The following is a 21,348-nucleotide window of genomic DNA, read 5'->3' on the forward strand; positions in this document are numbered from 1 at the left end:
ATCAGGAGAAGAGAAAACCCAAGACCCCCGAAGTTGAGGCTCACATCGCTCCCCATGACAGTGAAGCGGGTGTTGAGGACGGCCATCACTAGGCTCAACACCAGAAGGAAGCGCCGCAGCGGGGTCAGTTTGGCGAGCATACTCATCCCGACCCAGACGACCACGTAGACCCAGCGCACCAGGCGATGGGTCCGCTTTAGCGACTCGCGTCGCTCGGGTTCGACGTAAAAGTGGTAGATGTCGCGCAATTCCTGGCGCAGGCCGCGCAGCAGAGCGTGGCTCTTCAGCTCGTGCAGGCCCGCTCCTGCGGCGCCTTTCTTCTTCCTGCCCCGCTCAGAGCTCTGCATAGTCTCACCTCGAATGGTGCCTTTCTTCAAGGACCTACGTACACCGTGCTGATACTGGTCTTTGCGTCGGAAAGTTGCACCGGACTCTACGTGCCTCTCGGCGGCGGCAGTCATCAATTGAGGACGCGGCAGACCAATCCTTTGAGATATCCCCCCTCAGGAAAGCTCAGCGCGACCGGGTGGTCGCAGGCCTGGCCCAAGCGAGCTATGATCTGTGCGCTGCGACCGGCGTCCAGCGCGGCGTCGGCAACGATTTTCTGGAAAAGCTCAGGCGCAATCAGCCCGGAGCACGAAAAGGTGACGAGCACCCCCCGTGGGCGGAGCAGTTTGAAAGCCAACAGGTTGATGTCCTTGTAGCCGCGGCTTGCCTTGGGAACCTGTGCCTGCGAGTCCGCAAACTTTGGTGGGTCCAGGATGACCACGTCGAACTGGCGTCCGCTGTCCCGCAAGCGACGCAGCTCCTGGAAGGCATCCCCTTGGATGAATTCTGCAGCGTTGGCGTCAATGCCATTGAGGGCCAGGTTGCGACGAGCAAGGGCCAGGGCCTCGGCGGAGGACTCGATGTTGGTCACGGCCGCAGCTCCGCCGAGCAGCGCCCAGATGGCGAATGCGCCGGTGTACGCAAAGCAGTTGAGCACCTGCATGCCCTGGCAATACCTTGCTGCCAGAGCTCGATTCTCCCGCTGGTCGAGGTAGAAGCCGGTCTTGTGGCCGCGCACCAGGTCCACCAAGAAGCGGCATTGCCCCTCGCGGATTTCAACCAACTCAGGAGGGGATTGGCCCCAGAGCAGGCCTGTTCTGGGGGACAAACCCTCTTTGCTGCGCACGTCTACGTCCGAGCGCTCGTAGATGCCCTGGCATGGCACCAGCTCGGCCAGCGCTTCCACGAGCGTTTGCCGCCATGCCTCGCTGCCGGCTGAGAGAAACTGACAGACTAAGAACTCGTCATAACGGTCGACGATGAGCCCGGGCAGCCCGTCTGACTCGGCGTTCACAAGACGGAATGCAGTGGTGGTCCCGCCCTGGATGAGCGAAGCGCGTGCCGCGATGGCTCGGGTCAGGCGCGCGCGGAAAAAGGCCCCATCCACCTCCTCGGCCGGGTCAAAGGTCCAGACGCGCACCATGATCTGAGAGTGGGGCGAGAAGGCGCCGCGCCCCAAGACCTCCCCCTCGGCGCTGACGATGTCCACTGTCTCGCCTGGGTGCGGCCCGCCTTCCACTTTGGCAATTGCCCCGGCAAAAATCCAGGGGTGCCACCTGCGGAGCGACTTGTCGCGGCCGGCTTTCAGGAAAACTCGGGCCATTCGCTTGCCTTTCTGCAACGTGCTTCACGAGAGTAAGGCGTGTGCACTAGCGCTCGCCAGCGCCCTTGACGGAGCTGCTGCACTCTCGCCGCCTTCACTTGATGACGAGCACCTTGGCGCCTCTGATCTTGCGCCCCTTGAGGTCGTGCAGGGCCGTGTTCGCTTCCTCAAGGGGATATTCCTCGACCTCCGGAACTATGGGAATCTCGGCGGCAAGGGCTAAGAACTCGCGCACGTCTCGCCGTGTGACATTGGCCACCGACTTTATCTCCTTCTCCAGCCACAGGTGCCGCGGATAGTCCAAAGCCAGGAGCTCCTCCTTGTCCGCTTCTTCTTTGCGGATAGCATTGATGACCAGCCGTCCGCCGGGAGCCAACCGCTCCAGTGCTGCCACCACCGGCCGCCACACTGGCGTCGTGTCGATGATGCAGTGCAGTGGGGCAGGCGGGAAATCGTCGGTGTCGCCTGCCCACGTGGCACCCAACTGCCGCGCAAACTCGCGCTCTCCCTCTGAACGAGCAAAGACGTAGATCTCGCTGTGGGGAAAACGGTGCTTGGCCATCTTCAGCACCAGGTGTCCTGAGGCGCCGAACCCCGTGAGGCCCAGCCTTTGGCCATCGCGCATGCCAGTGAGTGCCAAGGAGCGGTAACCGATGGCACCCGCGCACAGGAGCGGTGCCGCCTCGGTGTCGGAAAAGCGTTCCGGAATCGGGTACACAAACTGCTCGGGCGCAACCATGTACTCCGCATAGCCCCCGTTGGCGTCCCGCCCGGTGGCGCGAAAGTCAGGACACAGGTTCTCCTGGCCGCTTTGACAGTACTCGCATTTGCCGCAAGCGGAGAATATCCATGCCACGCCTACGCGCTCCCCCGCCCGCCGCGTCGTGACCCCTTTCCCGGTGGCGACAATCTGCCCCACCACCTGGTGCCCTAACACCACGGGCAACTGAGGCGGTGGCGTGCGCCCCTCGATCTCGTCCAACTCCGTGTGGCAGACGCCGCAGGCGGCCACCCTGATGAGCACCTCGCCGGTCTTCGGTTCTGGGTCAGGAAGCTCTGCCGGTTCGAGTGGCGGACGTCCTTCACCGACTGGACCCAACTCCCGCAACACCAATGCCTTCATGGCTTCTTCCTCGGCTATCCCTGAATCGCACTCTCTTGTTGGCTACAGTCACCATTCCTTCGAAGATCCGTGCAAACGCAAGCATGCGGTTATGGTGAGCTCAGCCGCACAATATGCTTGCAATCGTCTTCCTAAAGTTATATATTTCGCGCAAACCGTCAAGCACGAGGATTGCTTCCCCATGAGATTCGGCAAGCCCATATTTCCGTTCACAGCTTCACTCAGTTCGCAGCCCACGAGAGCGAATTCCTGCGCGCAGGCCATCTTCGCCTTCGCCATGGGCATGTTGATGCTTCATCCGCCTGGGAAGGGGCCGTGCTGATGTGAAAGGATTTGCAGAGCAGGTTCTCAAGCCCCTTCCCAACAGCCGGGAGGGGCTTTTGTTTTGCAGGCAAACCCGAGCAAGGCCTTGGCCGTAGGGCTTCGCCTGTGAATGCAGCAGGGCTCCCGCCCGGGAATCTCGAGAACGAACTTGGCAAGGTGTGGCCATGAGCGAAAAGACCATCGTGCACACACAGACGCTGCAAGTGGCAAGCGCAGAGCATCCTTTCCGCTTCGAGTGCGGCAAGAGCCTGGCGCACTTAGATGTGGCCTTTGAGACGTATGGAAAGCTCAACAGCGCCGGCGACAACGCCGTCTACGTGTGTCACGCCCTTACCGGCAGCGCACACGCGGCCTTTTTCAATGCCGCCCACGAAGAACGGCCGGGCTGGTGGGACGGCCTCATCGGCAGGGGCAAGTCCCTCGACCCGGACCGTTACTTCATCGTCTGCGCCAATCTCTTGGGGAGCTGCTACGGCACTACCGGCCCGTCGTCCAGCAATCCGGAGACTGACCAGCCCTTCGGGATGGCCTTCCCGCCGGTGACCACGCGCGACATGGTGAACCTGCAGAAGCGCCTCCTGGATGTCCTCGGCGTGAAGCAGTTGGCCTTGGTTCTGGGCGGTTCTTTGGGTGGCATGCTCACCTGGCAATGGATTGTGGACTATCCCGAATTCGTGCGGGCGGCCATTCCCATCGCCGGAACCGTGCAGGGCTCTCCCTGGATGATCGCCCTGAACGAGGTGGCCCGGCAGGCTATCTACAACGACCCGGCCTGGTGCGAAGGCAAGTACGCTGACCAAGGGCCAGCCGCCGGCCTGGCACTGGCCAGGATGATCGCTATGATCTCCTACCGCAGCCATCTGCAGTTTGCCCGCCGCTTCGGGCGGGAGAGGGTGCACGCCGAGCCAACACGCACATTGGATTTCCATAACCGCTTCCAGGTGGAGAGCTACCTGCACTACCAAGGGCAGAAGCTGGTGCAGCGCTTCGATGCCCGGTCCTACGTTTACCTGACCAAAGCCATGGACCTGCACGACGTGGCGCGCGGCTATGCAAGCCTCGAGGAGGCTCTGGCGCGCATCCAAGCCGAAGTGCTGGTCATCGGCATCGATAGCGACGTGCTCTACTTCCCCAGTGAGCTGCAGGAAACGGTGCGGACTCTGCAACGGCTGGGTAAGAAGGTCGCTTACGAGGAGCTCCATTCCATTTACGGCCACGATGCCTTCTTGGTCGAATACGACCAGCTCAACAAGCTCGTCGGCGAATTTCTACGCGGGAGGAACTGATGCGCGTCTTGAAATTCGGAGGGACCTCAGTTGGCGATGCCGAAGGTATCCGTACGGTGGGCCACATAATTGCTGGTCTGCGGGATAGGCCGATGGTCCTGGTCTTTTCTGCCATGGGCAAGACCACCGACCACTTGGCCGAAATCGGCGAAAAGGCCGCGCAGGGGAAGCTGGAGGACAGTCTCCGCATCGTGAAGGAGCTGGAAGGCTACCACCTCGGCGTGGCGAGGTGCCTGCTGCAAGGGCCTGCCAGTGCCGCCGAGGTCTTTGCCTTCTGCCAGGCGACTTTCCGTAGCATCGAGGAGATGGCGCAAGGGATCTCTGTGGTGGCCGATTTCTCCCCTGCTGTTCAGGATCGCCTGCTCGGTCAGGGCGAGCTCCTGTCCACGAGAATCATTGCCGCCTACCTGGCGCAGGGCAGGCTGCCGGTGGAGTGGGTGGACGCCCGGCGGCTGATCGTCACCGATGCCCGGCACACGCAGGCCGAGCCGCTTTTCGAGGAGACCGCCACCCGGTGTCGGGAGGTGCTTCTGCCGCTCGTGGCGGACGGGAAGATCCCGCTCACGCAAGGCTACATCGCTCGTTCTGCCTCAGGGCAGCCTACCACCTTAGGCCGGGGCGGTTCGGATTTCTCGGCAGCGCTGATCGGTGCGGCTCTCGGTGCGGAGGAGATTCAAATCTGGACGGACGTCGACGGCATCCTCACCGCCGATCCCTGGCTCGTACCGCAGGCCAAACACATTCCGGTGATGAGCTTCCAGGAAGCGGCAGAGCTGGCCTTCTTTGGTGCCCGCGTCCTGCATCCGAAGACTCTGGTACCCGCCGTAGAGCGGGGCATCCCGGTGCGCGTGCGTAACACCCGCAAGCCCGCAGGCGAAGGGACGCTGATCCTGGCTGAACCCGAGGAGAACGGCGTCGGCGTGAAGAGCATCGCCTACAAAGAGGGCATGACCGTGATTAACCTGGTCTCAACCCGCATGTTCAAGGCGCACGGCTTTCTCCGGCAGGTCTTCGACGTGTTCGACCGCCATCGCGTGTCGGCGGACCTGGTAGCCACCTCGGAGGTGTCGGTCGCCATCGCTCTGCAGGACGCCAGTCGTCTGCCTGAGATGCTCGCCGAGTTGCAGGCGTTCGGGACGGTGACGGTGAAGCCACACCAGGCGGTGGTCTGCGTCGTGGGGGAGAAGCTGAAGGACACCCCGGGCATCGTCAGCCAAGTTTTCCAGGACCTGGCCGATGTGAAAGTCTCCATGGTCTCGCAGGGTGGCTCGGAGATCAATCTCAGCTTCGTGATCGATGAAGGCGACCTGCCAGTAGTCGTGAGCCGGCTGCATCGTCGCTTTTTCGAGTGAGAAAGGCCGCTTGGCGGCGATCGTTGACATGCGACTTTGGTGGAGATGACGATGTCCATGCACACGCGCGTAGGAATTCTGGGCGCAACAGGGGCTGTGGGTCAACGATTGGTGCAGATCCTGGCCGACCATCCGTGGTTCGAGGTGACATCGGTCGCCGCCTCGGAGCGCTCGGCGGGTCGACGTTATGGGGAGGCGGTGCGCTGGCTCCTGCCTGGCCCGATTCCCGCCTCCGTGGCGCGGCTGCAGGTCGTGCCGGCCGTGCCCGAGCGTGTGCCAGAGGAGGTGGTCTTTTCCGCGCTCGACGCGAACGTGGCCACCGAGGCAGAGCTGGCCTTTCGGGCGGCGGGCCGCACGGTCATAAGCAACGCCAGCAGCCATCGCCTGCACCCCGAGGTGCCTCTGGTCATCCCGGAAATCAATGCGGATCACTTGGCGCTCGCGGAGCGGCAGCGGCAAAAATACGGCGGGGCTATCGTCACCAATCCCAACTGCACCACCATCGGTCTCTGCCTGGCCCTGGAGCCGTTGCGCCGGCGCTTTAGCCTTAGGCGGGTGCTGGTCACCACGCTGCAGGCGCTCTCCGGGGCGGGCTACCCGGGCGTGCCGTCGCTGGAGGCGGTGGACAATGTGCTGCCGGAGATCGCGGGCGAGGAGCAGAAGGTGGAAACCGAGCCGCGCAAGATTTTCGGCCGCCTGACTGGGGAGGGCGTGGAACTTGCCGACGTGGCGATCAGCGCGCAGTGCAATCGCGTGCCTGTGCGGGAAGGGCATCTGCTGTCAGTTTCGGTGGAACTCGGCGCAAAGGGGACGTTGGAGGAGGTGAAGCAGGCCTTTCTGGACTATCGCTCGCCGCTCTCCGGCCTGCGGCTCCCCTCCGCGCCGGAAAGGCCGGTGCTCCTGGCGGAGGCGCCCTGCCGCCCGCAGCCGCTCTTAGACCGCGACGTTGCAAGCGGCATGGTGGTGACCGTGGGTCGCGTGCGCCCCTGTCCGGTTCTTGATTACCGCTTTGTGGCCCTGGTGCACAACACGCTGCGCGGCGCCGCCGGGGGCACGGTCCTGATAGGGGAGGTGGTGGTCAAAGGTTCCCGGCTCCTACGGGCGCAGAAAGCCCCTCGCCAATAGCCACGCGGTGAGCAAGGGACAAGGTGGGGCCGACCAGCAGGTCCAAGACGGGATCTTCGCCCGCTGGCCGCCGCGGTGCTCCTCCCCAAAAAGAAAAAAGCCGCCTCCGCCTGGAGACGGCTGTCGTTCAAAGCATTCGGGGTTGGTCTTACACGTCACTCGTCATAATGAACAGCGGCTGGCGCATGAAGGTCTCGTACTTCGGGCGCAGGCGGTCGGTGTTGTAGTACTTCTCCACGTCCACGACCTTCTTCCGCCCGGTAAAGACCACGTCCAGCGGCACATTGTCGTACACGCCGTTGCGCAGGCTTATCAGACGCCCGAAGGACTTTTGCAGCACCAGGTCCAGCGCCAAGTTGCCGAAGGCCATCGGCACGATGGAGTCGATGGCGTCAGGGTCACCGCAACGCACTAAGTAACCCAGCCGCTGGTTCACCACATTGATGCGCTGCCCATTGTTGTACTTGGGCGAGAGCTCCTTCAGACGCGCCGCCACTTTGTCGCCCACGCCCCCGAGCTTCTTATGGCCAAACTGGTCTGCCTCATCGCTCTCGAAGCACATCTCCTTGTCGTCGGTCATCACCGCACCTTCCGAGACCAGCACCACCGCGTAGTTGCTGGGGTGATGTCTGCGGTCTTCCACCAGGAGCTCGGTCAAACGCTCGATGTCAAAGGGGTATTCCGGAATCACGCAGCGGTCAGCAGCTCCCGCCATGGTGGGAAGCATTGCCGTGAAGCCGGCATAGCGGCCAAACACCTCGATGACCAGGAAGCGCTCGTGCGAGCCGGCGGTGGTGCGCAGCTTATGGGTGAGCTCGATGGTCCGCGTTACGCAGGTGCTGAAGCCGATGCAGTAGTCAGTGCCTGGAACATCGTTGTCCATGGTCTTGGGGATGGCCACCACCTTCACACCTTCCTTGTGCAGGCGATAGGCGTAGCTCAGGGTATCGTCCCCGCCGATGGGAATCAGACAGTCGATGCCCAGGTACTCCAGGTTTTTCAGCACCTCTTCTGTCACGTCGTTGATTTCGTCCTGGTACTTGTCCCGCAGATGAGGCGGCACGTTGCTCTTGGGCAGATGGCTGGGTCGCGTGCGCGAGGTGTGCAAGAAAGTGCCGCCGGTGCGTCCGGCGCGGTCGACGATCTCCTCAGTCAGCACCTGGTAGCTGTGCCCATTGTCGGCGTCCTTGTCGCGCACCATGTCCACCAGACCTGCCCAGCCACGGCGAATGCCAATGACGCGGTAACCTTCCCGCAAAGCGCGAAAAGTCACTGCCCGGATGGCCGGGTTCAACCCTGGAACGTCTCCTCCTCCTGTCAGGATGCCGATAGTGCCTCTCGTTTTTGCCATAGCTGCATTTCTCCTGCTTACGGTTTTGACAACAGAGCGTCCACGAAGTTGTTGGGAACGCGGTTCATACCGCGTGACCCCAATTATATGCAAATGGCGCCAGATTTTCAAGTGGAAAATGCCCAAAGGGCATCGCATGGTGGGACGTATCTCTCTCTTCTGTCAGCATATTCCTGCATGGGAGCCGCCGGCCAAAGCAGAGCACAATTCCGGCTGAAGCTGCTTCATTTTTGTCTTGACTTTTGCGAAATGAATTGCTATAATACAAACAGACGTCCGCATCAGCTGCCTGGTTCAGCGGCCGATCTCTCTGTGCGGCTGAACGGGAGGCAGGCGCGGTGGCGATGGGGGGCAGATCCAGTCCGGTGTTGCTTCTGTGGTGCCCGTTTGACTGCGGTGCAAACCAGGTCAGGAACGGAATGGCCCAGAAGGTCAGAGCGACCTCGGCAGCCTTGTATCTCCCAAGGCTGGGTCCGGGAAGATGTTCAGGTCAGAACACGCCAATCAGCGCGTCGGCAGGTGAGGAACTTTCCTCCGCTGATTGGCTTTTCTATTTTCGGATGCGGCATGTTTGCGGATGACGGTCTTGAGACGGAAGCGGAGGACGGATGAAAATCCATGAGTACCAAGCCAAAGAACTGCTGAAGAAGGGCGGGGTTGCAGTGCCCGAAGGTGGGGTGGCATTCTCCGGAGAGGAAGCGCAGCGCATTGCCGACCAGATCGGTGGCGAGAAAGTGGTGATCAAGGCGCAGATCCATGCCGGCGGCAGAGGAAAGGGTGGGGGCGTGCGGGTGGTGCCCAGGGCACAGGCTGGCAAAACCGCAGCAGAGATGATCGGCATGACCCTGGTGACCCACCAGACCGGGCCGGAGGGAAAGATAGTCCGCAAAGTGCTCGTGGAGCAGGCATTGGACATCGCGCGCGAGTTGTACGTCGGCATCGTGTTAGATCGCGCACGCAGCGCGCTGGTCTTTATGGCCAGCAGTGAAGGCGGCGTGGAGATCGAGAAGGTGGCGGCGGAGAGTCCAGAGAAGATCCTCAAGGAGTACATCGATCGCGGCCTCGGACTGCAGCCGTTCCAGGCGCGCAAGCTGGCGTTTGGCCTTGGTCTGCGCGGGGAGCAGCTCAAGAACGCTGTCCGCTTCTTCACTGCCCTGGCGCAGGCGTATTTGGCCTATGACTGCTCGCTGGCGGAGATCAATCCGCTGGTGGTCACCACAGACGGGCGCGTGCTGGCCCTTGACGCCAAGATCAATCTCGATGACAACGCCCTCTATCGTCACCCTGACTTGGCTGCCCTGCGGGACGTCGACGAAGAGGATCCGTTGGAGGTGGAGGCGGCCAAGTACGACCTCAACTACATCCGCCTGGACGGCACGGTGGGGTGCATGGTCAACGGGGCCGGGCTGGCGATGGCCACGATGGACATCATCAAGCTGGCGGGCGCGGAGCCGGCCAACTTCTTGGACGTGGGTGGCGGCGCCTCGGCAGAGACAGTGGAGAACGGCTTCCGCATCCTGTTGTCGGACAAGAACGTCAAGGCCGTGCTGATTAACATCTTCGGGGGCATCGTGCGGTGTGACCGCGTGGCGCGCGGAGTCATCGAGGCGGCACGCAAAGTTGACTTGCAGGTGCCCCTGGTGGTGCGCCTGGAGGGCACCAACGCCAAGGAAGCAGCGGAGCTATTGGCCACTTCTGGACTGAACTTCGCGGTGGCTACCACTTTTGCGGAGGCAGCCCAGAAGGTTGTGGAAGTGATGAAGAACTGAGCTGACATCGGTACGGAGAGGCGCAGGCAGGGAGGAACGGCATTGAGCATCCTGGTCGATAAGAACACGCGCGTGGTCGTGCAGGGGATCACCGGCGGGGAGGGCACATTTCACGCCCAACAGATGATGGCCTATGGCACCAAGATTGTGGCGGGAGTGACGCCCGACAAAGGCGGACAGCTCTGGGAGGGGAAGGTGCCGGTGTACAACACGGTTGAAGAAGCGGTGCAGCAGGAGGGGGCCAATGCATCGGTGATCTTTGTGCCGGCCGCCTTTTCTGCAGACGCCATTATGGAGGCGGCCGATGCGGGAGTGGACCTGGTCGTGTGCATCACTGAGGGCATCCCCACGGCTGACATGCTGAAGGTGTACGAATTTTTGCGTGGGCGAAAGACGCGGCTGGTTGGTCCGAACTGTCCGGGTGTGATCTCGCCGGGCAAGTGCAAGTTGGGCATCATGCCTGGGGCCATTCACAAGGAAGGCCGGGTGGGTGTGGTCTCGCGCAGCGGTACCCTCACCTACGAGGCGGTATGGCAATTGACCACCCTGGGTATTGGCCAATCAACCTGCATCGGCATCGGTGGCGATCCCATCATCGGCACCAGCTTTGTGGATGCCTTGCGCCTTTTTGAGGAAGATCCGGAGACCGAGGCGGTGGTGCTCATCGGTGAGATTGGCGGGACGGCCGAGGAAGAAGCTGCGGCCTTTGTGAAGGCCGGCATGAGCAAGCCAGTAGTCAGCTTCATTGCCGGGCGCACGGCGCCTCCAGGCAGGCGGATGGGACATGCGGGAGCCATCATCGCTGGTGGGAAGGGCACGGCTGCCGAGAAGATGGCCGCCCTGCGCGACGCCGGCGTTACCGTGTGCGAGAGCCCTGCCACCATCGGCCAGACAGTGGCCCGCGTACTGGGAAGATAAGCACCGGCAACACGGAGGTGGGAAGATGCAGTTCTGGCGCGTTCCCCTGGATGCGGACAGAATGAAGGTACCACGCGGCACCGTGCACATCGTCAAGGAGCGGTGCAAAGGGTGTGGCTTCTGCGTCGAGTACTGTCCCAAGGATGTGCTGGAGATGTCCGACGAGTTCAACTCCAAAGGATATCACCCCCCGTACGTGAAGAGGGAGGGCGAGTGCGTTAACTGCGACCTTTGTGAGAGCATCTGCCCGGAGTTTGCCATTTTCAGTGTGTCCGAGGAGGAGGCAACAGAGAGCGCGGTCTCGTAGTGGGTGGCTTTGCACGGACAGGCGCGGGAGGAGAGCGTTGAAAGCGGATCCGAAAGGAGTCTTAACTGGCGAGCACTACCTGGACGGTGACCATGCGTGTGCGGAGGGTGCCCTTGCCGCAGGGTGTCGCTTCTTCGCCGGCTATCCCATTACCCCCTCCACCGAGGTGGCCGAGCGCATCGCCGAGCGTTTTCCGCAAGTGGGGGGCATTTTCATTCAGATGGAGGACGAGCTCGGCTCCATGGCGGCAGTGGTGGGAGCAGCGTGGGGTGGGGCAAAGGCTATGACCGTCACCTCAGGGCCAGGTTTCTCGCTGATGATGGAGAACATTGGCCTGGCGGCGATGATGGAGACGCCCTGCGTGGTGGTCAACGTCCAGCGCGGTGGGCCCTCCACCGGCTTGCCCACCATGGTGGGCCAGGCGGACATGATGCAGGCGCGCTGGGGCTCGCATGGCGACTATGAGATCATCGCCCTCTGCCCCAATTCACCGCAAGAGGCGTTTAATCTGACCATCGAGGCATTCAACCTTTCCGAACAGTACCGCGTGCCTGTGCTTCTGATGATGGACGAGTGCGTGGGGCACATGACCGAGAAGGTGGTTATCCCGGAGGCAGACCAGATCGAGCTGGTGCCCCGCCGCTACACCAAGAAGCCACCAAGCCAGTACCTGCCGTACGAGCCCTGCGAGGACCTGGTGCCGGAGATCATCAAGGCGGGCGATGGCTACCGCATCCACAGCACGGGTCTGACGCACGATGAGCGCGGCTACCCGGTGATGAGCGCCGAGGCGCAGAACAAGTTGGTGCGACGCCTGGTGGACAAAATCCGCAAGAATGCCGACAAGATAGTGCGCATCGAAGAACATGGCACCGAGAAAGCCGATGTGGTGGTGGTCTCCTACGGCATCACCAACCGCGTGGTACAGGCGGCACTGGCCGAAGCGCGTAAGGCGGGGATCAAAGTGGGGGACCTGAAGCTGGTCACCGTATGGCCTTTCCCGGAGAAGCGCATTGCTGAACTGGCCGAGCGGATCAAGGCCTTCGTGGTGCCCGAGATAAACTTTGGCCAGATCATTCTGGAAGTGGAACGGTGCGCGCACGGCAAAGTGCCGTGCTACCCGGTCTCCCACGGTGGTGGCGGTGTGCATGAACCCGAGGAAATCTTCAAAGTCATTGAGGAGGCGGCCAGATGACGCAAGGAGCAGTTGTCAACGAGCCAGAGCTGCGGCATGAGCATCCGTTGGAGCCATTTCTGCGCATGGACCGCATCCCGCACATTTGGTGCCCTACCTGCGGCATCGGTACCTCGGTCTCCTGTTTCTTGAATGCGCTCCAAGATTCTGGCCTGCCGCTGGACAAGGTGGCCATTGTCTCGGGGATCGGCTGCACGGGCAGAGTAGCCGGCTACGTGAAGTTGGATTCGTTCCACACCACGCACGGGCGCCCCATCGCCTTTGCCACGGGCCTGAAGTTAGCCAACCCCGAGCTCAAGGTGGTGGTGTTCAGCGGTGACGGCGACCTGATTGCCATCGGCGGCAACCACTTCATTCACGCGGCGCGGCGGAACATGGATATCACTGTGATCTGCGTGAACAACTTTATTTATGCCATGACCGGCGGCCAGCTCGGACCGACCACGCCGGTCATGGCCAACTGCTCTACGTCGCCGTACGGCAACTTTGAGCGGCCGTTTAACATCCCGCTGCTTGCCGCCTCCTGTGGGGCGGTCTATGTGGCGCGCTGGACTGCCCTGCACATCCGGCGGTTGACCAAGGCGATGACTGAGGCGCTGCTCAAGCCGGGCTTTTCGGTGGTGGAGGTGATCGCGCCATGCTCTACGCTGTACGCGCGCCGCAACCGCCTGGGCACCGGCCTCGACCTTATGAAGTTCTACCACGACAACTGCGAAATCAGGCATGGCGCCGATCCCAAGGATTTGGACATCGGCTTCCAGCAGAAAATCATCGTCGGCAAGTTTGTCGATACGACGCGACCGACCTTCCTGGAGGCGTACAACGAGCACATGAAGAAGGTGCTGGGCGACGCCTTCCAGCCGTACGGGGTGCCGGCTGCCACACCAAGCAAGGCCGAGGAGACGAAGGCGGCATAATGGCGGTGCGAGCTGCACCACTCGGAGGAGCCAAGCACGATGCGCACAGAGATCCGGGTGTCAGGTTACGGTGGCCAGGGGGTGATCCTCGCCGGCTACATCATCGGCAAGGCCACGGCCATTTTCGAGAAGAAGCACGCGACATTGACGCAGAGTTTTGGGCCAGAAGCGCGAGGCAGTGCCTGCAGTGCGCAGGTGATCTGTTCCGACGAGCCGATTCACTATCCGTACATCCGCAGGCCTAATATTCTCATCGCCATGTCGCAGGAGGCCTACACCAAGTTCGAGCCGGAATTGGACCCCCAGGGCCTGTTGCTCATCGACGAAGACCTGGTGAAGGCCAAGCCGCCGCGCGACCAGATCCGCATGTTCGCGGTACCGGCCACGCGGCTGGCCGAGCAACTGGGGCGACGAATCGTGCTGAACATCGTCATGTTAGGCTTCTTCACTGCCGTGGCAGGCGCGGTGAGCAAGGAGGCCATGGAGAAGGCGGTGCTCAGTTCGATTCCCAAGGGCACTGAGGAGATCAACCGCAAGGCGTTCGAGACCGGGTACGACTACGGGGTGAAGTTGTTGGCCAGCCTGCCCCAGGAACAGGCGGCGAGCAGCGCCCCGAAGAAAAAGACCAGGAGTAGAGCCGCGGCCAAAGGGTAGGGTCATGCCCACGATCTCTTTCGCGTTTCGCGACAAGCTCAATGCCGTCATCGGCGGCGAGCTGCACAGCTACTGCTTCCAGTGCGGAGCTTGTGTGGGGGACTGCCCGGCGGCGCGCTATTCGCCGCGCTTCAATCCGCGCCTCATCATGCTGAAGTGCATCATGGGGGTTGCAGAGGAACTTCTCGCCCCGGACTCGATCATCTGGTTGTGCACCAACTGCTACAACTGCTACGAACGCTGTCCCCAAGATGTGCGGCCGGTGGAGGTGATCATCGCCTTGAAGAACTTGGCGCGCGCCCAGCAACACGCGCCCCAGAAGGTCGAGGCGATGGTGAACAGCGTCAAGGCGCAGGGACTGACGGCGACCGTGACCAGCGCCACCGAGCGCATTCGCACCGAATTGGGGTTGTTACCCCTGCCGCCAGTGCCGGTAGAGGAATTGAAAGAGTTGATGTAGATGGCCACGGCCTTGCGCTACATACCCTTCTTTGGCTGCATGATCGGCGTCAAGTACCCGCAGTTCGAGGCGGCCGTGCGCAAGACGGTGCCGGCACTGGGCATCGAGCTGGTGGATGTGCAAGGCTTTACGTGCTGCCCGGACCCCATCTATTTCAAGGCCTCCGACAAGATGGCCTGGCTGAGCATTGCCGCGCGTAACCTCACCTTGGCTGAGGAGGCGGGCCTGCCGATTGTCACCATGTGCAGCGGCTGTACGGCCACGCTTTCGGAGGTTAACCACCTGCTCACGCATGATAGCCAGCTTCGCGATAGAGTCAATGAACGCCTGCGGCGCATCGGTCGGGAATTCAAGGGCACTACCTCCGTGCGCCACATCGTGACGGTGGTGCGCGACCAGGTGGGCATCGACCGCGTGGCAGCCAGCGTGGTCAGGCCTCTCAGTGGCGTGCGCGTGGCCATCCACTATGGCTGCCACCTGCTGAAGCCGAGCAAGATCATGCAGGTGGACGACCCGGACCGGCCGCAAATCTTGGAGAGCCTGGTGCGCGCCACGGGGGCAGAACCCGTGGACCACGAAGAGCGGCTGCTCTGCTGCGGCAAGGCCTGCGAGGACGAGGAGATCCCGGCGCAGATGACGCGGGACGTCCTCACCTCGGTAAAGAGGCTTGGTGTGGACTGCATGGGGCTCATCTGTCCCACTTGCTTTGATGAATACGACCTCGGCCAGTTCAAATTGGCGCGCAAGTTTGGCACGCCGTTCGAACTGCCGGTGATCTACTACTTTCAGCTCTTAGGGCTGGCGCAAGGGTACGGACCTCAGGAGATGGGCTTGCATCGCCACAAGGTGAAGGTGGAACCGCTACTGGCGAAGATTGGCGCACAGTGAAGGAGCCATGCAGAAGGGCGTACTGGTCATAGGTGGTGGCATCGCCGGGATTCAGGCGGCATTAGACCTGGCCAATGCACGGGTCAAGGTCTACCTGGTGGAGAGGGCACCCAGCTTGGGCGGCCACATGGCCCAGCTGGACAAGACCTTCCCCACCATGGACTGCTCCATCTGAATCCTCGGCCCGAAGATGATGGATGCCGGTCGGCATCCGAACATCACCCTGTTTACCAACTCGGAAGTGGTCGGCTTGCGCGGCAGTGCGGGCGATTTCACGGCGACCGTGCGCCGCTATCCCCGCTACGTGGACGAGTCGCGCTGCACGGCGTGCGGCAAGTGCAGCGAGGTCTGCCCTGTAGTTGTGCCCAATGAATTCGACGTGGGTCTGGGGGCGCGCAAGGCCATCTATTCGCCTTTTGCCCAGGCAGTCCCCTCAGCCTACATAATCGACTGGGAGAATTGCCTCAACGGGCAGATCATCGTCTGTGGCCAGTGCAGCCGCGCCTGCGAGCGCAAGGCCATCGACTATGACATGCGGGCGCAGGATGTGGAGCTGCCCGTGGGGGCAGTCATTGTCGCCACCGGTTTCGACGTCTTTGACCCGTTTGCCATGAAGACCTACGGCTACAGTGTCTCCCCTGAAGTGATGACCGGCATTGAGTTCGAGCGCATGCTCAACGCCTCCGGGCCCACCCGCGGACACGTGATTCGCCCCTCGGACCGCAAGGTGCCGCGAAGGCTGGCCTTTGTGCAGTGTGTCGGCGTGCGGGGAGAACACGACTGCCAGTACTGCTCGCGGTTCTGCTGCATGAATTCGGTCAAGAACGCCTTGCTTGCCAAAGAGCACGAGCCGGGCATCGAAGAGGTGACCATTTTCTACTCCGACATCCGCGCCTTTGGCAAGGGTTATGAGGGCTTCTTTAACCGTTCCAAGAAATACGACTACATCCGTTACTTTCGCGGCAAGCCGTCGAAGATCGTGCGCGACCAGCAGAGTGGCGAACTGCGCATCTTCGTGGAGAACACTGCGACCGGCAGACCGGAGGTTGTCGTCGCCGACATGGTGGTGTTGGCCTCGGCTGGGGTGCCTGCCGAAGGCACGGCGCGATTGGCGCAGACACTGGGCATCGAACTGGATGAGACCGGCTTTTTCAAGGTCGCAGACCAAGCTGGCGAGCCGTTGGCCACCACCAGAGAGGGCATCTTCCTCTGCGGATGCGCGCGTGGCCCAGAGGACATCCCTGACTCGGTAGCGCAGGGGAGTGGCGCAGCTGCCGCGGCGCAACGCTTTGTGGCCGAGTCGCGTGTGGAGGAGGTGAAACGGGAGATCGTGCCGCTTCCCACCGACGGGCCCCCGCGCATCGGCGTGTTCCTGTGCCATTGTGGGGCAAACATTGCTGGTGTGGTGGATGTGCCAGGCGTAGCGGAGTGGGTGCGGCAACTACCCGGTGTGGTGCACGTGGAGGACAACCTCTTCTTGTGCTCGGACACTGGCCAGAAGCTGATTCAGCAGCGGGTTCTGGAAGAGAGGTTGAATCGAGTGGTGGTGGCTGCCTGTACACCGCGCACGCACGAGCCCATTTTTCAGGAGTCGTTGCGCCTCGTGGGGTTCAATCCCTACCTGTTCGAAATGGTCAACGTACGTGACCAGTGCAGTTGGGTGCACAGCCAGGAGCCTGAGCGGGCCACGCTGCGCGCCAGGGACCAGATCCGCATGGGAGTGGCGCGCGCGCATCGCTTGGAGCCTTTGCAGAAAAGGGAAATTCCCATCGAGCGCAGTGTGCTGGTCATCGGCGGGGGCATCGCCGGCATCGAGGCGGCGCTGCGGCTCGAGGCGCAGGGCTTCTCTGTCCACCTGGTGGAGAAGGAGGAGCAGCTCGGTGGGCGCCTCCGGGAGTTGCACCGCCTGGCGCCTGCCGATTTGCCTGCCCAGGGGCTGTTGCAACGCAAACTGGGCCAGCTGGCAGCCAGCAAGGTGAATGTGCTCACTGGCACAGAGGTCAAGGAAGTGTCGGGCTTTGTCGGCAATTTCGATGTGGTGACCACCGGCGGCCCGCTGCGCGTCGGGGCGCTCATCCTGGCCATTGGCGCGCAGCCCTATCAGCCGACGGAGGAGTTTGCCTATGGCCGTTCTGCGGCGGTGCTCACCAATTTCCAACTGGAGCAGCTCCTTCGCCAGGCGGAAGGGGTACCGCGGATCGGCGGCAAGCCTGTTACGCGCGTGGCCTTCATCCAGTGCGTCGGTTCGCGCGACCCGGAGAAGAACCCCAACTGCTCGCGCATCTGCTGTGTGACCACGGTCCGGCAGGCAAGGTTGCTGCGCAAGTTGGGCGCGGAGGTGGTGGTTTTTTATCGGGACATGCGCACGGCCAGCCACGGCGGCGAAGAAGCCTACCGGCAGGCGCGCGGCGAAGGGGTGATCTTTGTGCGGGTGCCGGATGACCGCCCGCCCGAGGTGAAGCCGCAGACAGCCGGCTGCCACGTGTGTGCCTACGATGCCCTCTTGCGCGACACGGTGGAGGTAGACGTCGACGCGGTGGTGCTGGCTGCCGGCCTCGTGCCCCGCGAGCCGGATACGTCGCAATTCAGGGAAATGCTCAAGGTGCCGTGTGGCCCGGATGGCTTTGTGATGGAGAGACATCCGAAATTGGGCCCGGTGGAGACCACCAGCGAAGGGATCTTCGTGGCCGGGTGCGTGCAAGGGCCAAAAGGTGTGGGCGACGCCTTGGCTCAAGCTGCTGCCGCCGCCGCTAAGGCGGCCATCCTCCTCAGTAGGGACAAGGTGTCGCTGGAGGCCACTACCTGCACGGTCATCGAGGAGCGCTGTCGCGCGTGCGGCACCTGCGTCAAGATCTGTCAGTTCCATGCACCTGAGCTGCACGAAGTGGCTCCGGGCGTGCGGGTGGCGCGCATCAATGAGGCGCTGTGCAAGGGGTGCGGTACCTGTGCCTCCTGGTGCCCGAGCGAGGCCATCAAGGCCCGCCACTTCACTGACGAGCAAATCGAGGCAATGTTGGAGGCCATGTTGCTGGAAGAGGTGGCCTGATGGAACAGTCGCAGCCATTCGAGCCCAAGATCGTGGCCTTTGCCTGCAACTGGTGTAGCTACGCGGGCGCCGACAACGCCGGGGTCAACCGCATTCAGTACTCACCCCAGTTCCGGGTCATCAAGACCATGTGTTCGGGGCGGGTGAGCCCGGCGCACATCCTCAAGGCCTTCGAGATGGGCGCCGACGGGGTGTTGGTCTCCGGCTGTCATTTCGGCGATTGCCACTACCTGTTCGGCAACTACCGGGCGGTGGAGCAGTTCGAGAAGGCTAAGAAACTCATCCGGCTATTGGGGTTGGAGGAGGAACGCTTGCGCTTGGAGTGGGTTTCGGCTGCCGAAGGGGTGCGCTGGGCTCGGCTGATCAACGAGTTCGTCGCGCAGATCACGCGGCTTGGGCCGAGTCCGCTGTCGCGGAACGGGAGAAAGTAGATGGAGCTGGACAGCGTTGCCAAAGGGACGAACGTCCTGGACTGTCTGGAGTGCGGCAAGTGCACCGGCACCTGTCCCATCGCGCGCTTTGACCGCAGCTTTTCGCCGCGCTACACCATAAGCAGCTTCCTGGCGGCCTCTGCGGAGGAGCTGATGCGCGATGAGCGTCTGTGGCGCTGCCTGACCTGCGGCCTGTGCAACTTGCGCTGCCCGGTGGATGTGCACTACAGCGAATTCACCCGCCGCCTGCGGGTGGTGGCCACCTCCAACGGACGGGAGCCCACCTGCTCGCACGGCGGGGCGCTGCAGTCGCTCATGAAGATCATGACTGCACCGGCCTTACAGCAGAACCGCATGGATTGGCTGACGGATGAGCTGAAAGTGGCCGAGAAGGGGGAGATACTGTACTTTGTTGGCTGCCTGCCCTATTTTGACGCTTTTTTCTCCGACTTGGCGGTGGACACCCTGAGCATTGCCCGGGGTGCCGTGAAGATCCTGAACCGCCTGGGCACCACGCCTGTGGTGATGAAGAACGAGCGCTGTTGTGGGCACGACCTGCTCTGGACGGGCGATGTGGAGCACGTGCAGAGTTTGGCAACCCACAACGTGCAGGCGATTCGCGAGACAGGGGCCAAGCTGGTGCTTTTTACCTGCGCCGAGTGCTACCGGACCTTCAAACTCGACTACCCGGGGCTGATCGGAGAGCTTGGGTTCGAGGTGGCCCACTTGTCCGAGTACCTTGGCAAGCAGATGGACACGTTGCCAATGCGAGGTGCCAGCACCGAGAGGGTGGCCGCCTTCCACGACCCATGCCGACTGGGGCGCCACCTGGAAGTGTACGACGCGCCGCGCACCGTGCTTTCCGCCCTGCCGGGTGTGCAGTTGCGCGAGATGGCCAAGAGCCGGGAGACGGCCATCTGCTGTGGCACCAGCGCCTGGATGAGCTGTGATCGCTACGCAAAGGCCCTCCAGGTCGCCCGGCTGCAGAGCGCCCGGGCCGCAGGGGCCGACCTTCTTGTGACTGCCTGTCCTAAGTGCTACATCCACTTTACCTGTGCCATGAAGAGCGAGGACTGTCCGGAGGCGGCGCGCATCGAGGTGAAAGACCTCACGGCCTTGGTGGCCGCGGCAATGTGACGGAGCGCCTGCCCGCGACAATGCGAACGATGACAAACAATGAGCAATGGGGCCCCGTCTCTGCTGGGGGCTGAAAGCGGGGGACACCATGGCTTGTCCACACCGCGGCCCGGCGCTGCAGGAGTGCAGCGAGTGCGAGCACGCAGCCGAGGGGCCCGAAGAGGCTATCTGCTGCGCAGAGGAGGAGCGTTATTTGTCTCTCCGTGTTTGGCGGCAGGTGGCGCTTGAGCAGCTTCTCATCAAACCGGGAGGAAAGATCCCATGAAGCGGAGCAGAGGAGTCGTGGCCGGAGTTGCCTTGCTGGTGCTGCTGTATGGCTTCTTGGCACAAGCACAGGCGAGGGAAGGGAGAGGGGGCGGGTACGGATACTTCTACCTCGGCAGCAGCATGGTGGACCTCGACAAGCTGAATGCCACGCTGAGGGTAAGCCGGTACCCAGAGTTCTCTAATCGCCTCTTAAGCATCGGAGGCGGGGGGCACGCGTTCTTCAAGCGCCTGGTGCTTGGCGGCCAGGGTCAGGCGTTGATGAGCAAGACTACCGATGTCAGCGTCGGTGGCATTCCGTACAAGGCCAGCCTGGCTGCAGGGATCGGCTTCTTTGACATCGGCTATCTGCTCACCCCGCGCGGCAACCTGAAGGTCTACCCGATGCTCGGCATTGGTGGCGGCGGCCTGGAGTTGGCGATCGAGGAGAAGCAGCCTCCCTCCTTTGAGCAAATCCTCGCGCATCCCAATCGCAGCACCCGCCTTTCAGCTGGGTTGTTCTTGGTGAATTTTGCCCTGGGTGTTGACTACTTTGTGCTGACCAGGCAGGACGAGGAGGGAATCGGCGGGCTGGTGTTTGGCGTGGAGTTGGGATACACGTACACCCCATTCGCAGGAGGGTGGCAGGCGGAGGAGATTGACATCTCCGGAGGCCCGGATGCCTCCCTGACCGGGCCCTACCTGCGGCTGAAGATCGGAGGGGGAGGGAAGAGACGCTGAGGCATGGTGAGCAGGCGGGGGCCTGCCCATCCACAAAGCCGGGAGTGAGCCGATGGGAGAGAATCTTCCGCGCATCGGTGTGTTTGTCTGCGACTGCGGCCTGAACATCGCGGGTGCCGTAGACACCGCGGCGGTGGCCGAGTACGCCAAGACCTTGCCAGGAGTGGTGGCGGTCATTCGTAACACCTACACCTGTGCCGACCCTGGGCAGAACGAGATCAAAAGGGCCATTGTCGAGCACAAGCTCGAGCGCGTGGTGGTGGCATCGTGCACCCCCAAGATCCACGAGCCGACCTTCCGCAATTGCGTGGAGGAGGCAGGGCTCAACAAGTACCTCTTTGAGATGGCCAACATCCGCGAGCACTGCAGTTGGGTACACCAGTACGACCGCGCGGCTGCCACCGAGAAGGCGAAAGACCTGGTGCGCAGT

At 62.4% G+C, this 21,348-nt stretch carries 21 protein-coding genes; 17 read left to right on the forward strand and 4 right to left on the reverse strand.

The window, feature by feature from the left end; all coding sequences use genetic code 11:
- From H5U38_15370 to H5U38_15380, 3 genes are all read right to left on the reverse strand, one after another.
- The coding region (locus tag H5U38_15370; GenBank protein MBC7188404.1) for a hypothetical protein at nucleotides 1-347 on the reverse strand (347 nt) is incomplete at its 3' end.
- 113 nt (nucleotides 348-460) lie between these two features.
- Complete coding sequence (locus tag H5U38_15375; protein ID MBC7188405.1) at nucleotides 461-1,651, reverse strand: class I SAM-dependent methyltransferase; 1,191 nt, start codon at nucleotides 1,649-1,651, stop codon at nucleotides 461-463.
- A 94-nt stretch (nucleotides 1,652-1,745) separates the two neighbouring features.
- Nucleotides 1,746-2,774: a zinc-dependent alcohol dehydrogenase family protein gene (locus tag H5U38_15380; protein MBC7188406.1), complete on the reverse strand. Its 1,029-nt coding sequence runs from the start codon at nucleotides 2,772-2,774 to the stop codon at nucleotides 1,746-1,748.
- A gap of 488 nt (nucleotides 2,775-3,262) precedes the next feature.
- Between H5U38_15380 and H5U38_15385 the strand changes: the two genes are divergently transcribed.
- From H5U38_15385 to asd, 3 genes are read left to right on the forward strand one after another with little or no spacing between them, the layout of a single operon-like run.
- Entirely contained in the window at nucleotides 3,263-4,384 is a 1,122-nt protein-coding gene (locus tag H5U38_15385) for a homoserine O-acetyltransferase (GenBank protein ID MBC7188407.1), read from the forward strand.
- Nucleotides 4,384-5,736 (forward strand): lysine-sensitive aspartokinase 3, encoded by a 1,353-nt coding sequence (gene lysC / locus H5U38_15390; protein ID MBC7188408.1) that lies wholly within the window; start codon nucleotides 4,384-4,386, stop codon nucleotides 5,734-5,736. The genes H5U38_15385 and lysC overlap by 1 nt, the downstream gene beginning before the upstream one ends.
- Nucleotides 5,737-5,793: 57 nt before the next feature.
- Nucleotides 5,794-6,861 carry an aspartate-semialdehyde dehydrogenase gene (gene asd, locus H5U38_15395; protein MBC7188409.1) on the forward strand — a complete coding sequence of 356 codons (1,068 nt, stop codon included), beginning with the start codon at nucleotides 5,794-5,796 and terminating at the stop codon, nucleotides 6,859-6,861.
- A 148-nt stretch (nucleotides 6,862-7,009) separates the two neighbouring features.
- Here asd and H5U38_15400 read toward each other — a convergent pair whose 3' ends face one another.
- Nucleotides 7,010-8,212: an ATP-dependent 6-phosphofructokinase gene (locus H5U38_15400; GenBank protein ID MBC7188410.1), complete on the reverse strand. Its 1,203-nt coding sequence runs from the start codon at nucleotides 8,210-8,212 to the stop codon at nucleotides 7,010-7,012.
- Nucleotides 8,213-8,820: 608 nt separating this feature from the next.
- Between H5U38_15400 and sucC the strand changes: the two genes are divergently transcribed.
- The 14 genes from sucC to H5U38_15470 all read left to right on the forward strand — a co-directional run.
- Complete coding sequence (gene sucC / locus H5U38_15405) at nucleotides 8,821-9,981, forward strand: ADP-forming succinate--CoA ligase subunit beta (GenBank protein MBC7188411.1); 1,161 nt, start codon at nucleotides 8,821-8,823, stop codon at nucleotides 9,979-9,981.
- A 42-nt stretch (nucleotides 9,982-10,023) separates the two neighbouring features.
- Nucleotides 10,024-10,899, forward strand: a complete 876-nt coding sequence (sucD, locus tag H5U38_15410) for a succinate--CoA ligase subunit alpha (GenBank protein ID MBC7188412.1) — start codon at nucleotides 10,024-10,026, stop codon at nucleotides 10,897-10,899.
- A 25-nt stretch (nucleotides 10,900-10,924) separates the two neighbouring features.
- Nucleotides 10,925-11,206, forward strand: a complete 282-nt coding sequence (locus H5U38_15415) for a 4Fe-4S binding protein (GenBank protein MBC7188413.1) — start codon at nucleotides 10,925-10,927, stop codon at nucleotides 11,204-11,206.
- Nucleotides 11,207-11,243: 37 nt separating this feature from the next.
- On the forward strand, nucleotides 11,244-12,401 hold the full coding sequence (locus H5U38_15420; GenBank protein ID MBC7188414.1) for a 2-oxoacid:acceptor oxidoreductase subunit alpha: 1,158 nt from the start codon (nucleotides 11,244-11,246) through the stop codon (nucleotides 12,399-12,401).
- Complete coding sequence (locus H5U38_15425) at nucleotides 12,398-13,318, forward strand: 2-oxoacid:ferredoxin oxidoreductase subunit beta (protein MBC7188415.1); 921 nt, start codon at nucleotides 12,398-12,400, stop codon at nucleotides 13,316-13,318. The genes H5U38_15420 and H5U38_15425 overlap by 4 nt, the downstream gene beginning before the upstream one ends.
- 39 nt (nucleotides 13,319-13,357) lie before the next feature.
- Nucleotides 13,358-13,972, forward strand: coding sequence for a 2-oxoacid:acceptor oxidoreductase family protein (locus tag H5U38_15430; GenBank protein ID MBC7188416.1), 615 nt, complete (start codon nucleotides 13,358-13,360; stop codon nucleotides 13,970-13,972).
- Between the two features lie 4 nt (nucleotides 13,973-13,976).
- Entirely contained in the window at nucleotides 13,977-14,432 is a 456-nt protein-coding gene (locus H5U38_15435; GenBank protein MBC7188417.1) for a 4Fe-4S dicluster domain-containing protein, read from the forward strand.
- Nucleotides 14,433-15,320, forward strand: coding sequence for a CoB--CoM heterodisulfide reductase subunit B (locus H5U38_15440; protein MBC7188418.1), 888 nt, complete (start codon nucleotides 14,433-14,435; stop codon nucleotides 15,318-15,320).
- A gap of 7 nt (nucleotides 15,321-15,327) precedes the next feature.
- Nucleotides 15,328-15,495, forward strand: coding sequence for an FAD-dependent oxidoreductase (locus H5U38_15445; protein ID MBC7188419.1), 168 nt, complete (start codon nucleotides 15,328-15,330; stop codon nucleotides 15,493-15,495).
- Nucleotides 15,496-15,510: 15 nt separating this feature from the next.
- Nucleotides 15,511-18,366: a CoB--CoM heterodisulfide reductase iron-sulfur subunit A family protein gene (locus H5U38_15450; GenBank protein MBC7188420.1), complete on the forward strand. Its 2,856-nt coding sequence runs from the start codon at nucleotides 15,511-15,513 to the stop codon at nucleotides 18,364-18,366.
- A complete protein-coding gene (locus H5U38_15455) occupies nucleotides 18,366-18,797 on the forward strand; it encodes a hydrogenase iron-sulfur subunit (GenBank protein MBC7188421.1) in 432 nt (143 codons plus the stop codon). Before H5U38_15450 ends, H5U38_15455 begins: the two co-directional genes overlap by 1 nt.
- Complete coding sequence (locus H5U38_15460) at nucleotides 18,798-19,934, forward strand: (Fe-S)-binding protein (GenBank protein ID MBC7188422.1); 1,137 nt, start codon at nucleotides 18,798-18,800, stop codon at nucleotides 19,932-19,934. It begins immediately after the preceding gene.
- A gap of 261 nt (nucleotides 19,935-20,195) precedes the next feature.
- A complete protein-coding gene (locus H5U38_15465) occupies nucleotides 20,196-20,918 on the forward strand; it encodes a hypothetical protein (protein ID MBC7188423.1) in 723 nt (240 codons plus the stop codon).
- A 52-nt stretch (nucleotides 20,919-20,970) separates the two neighbouring features.
- Nucleotides 20,971-21,348: CoB--CoM heterodisulfide reductase iron-sulfur subunit A family protein (locus H5U38_15470; protein ID MBC7188424.1), on the forward strand; the 378-nt coding region annotated here is incomplete at its 3' end.

It is taken from the genome of Calditrichota bacterium (assembly GCA_014359355.1).
Taxonomy (GTDB): domain Bacteria; phylum Zhuqueibacterota; class Zhuqueibacteria; order JANLFK01; family Oleimicrobiaceae; genus Oleimicrobium.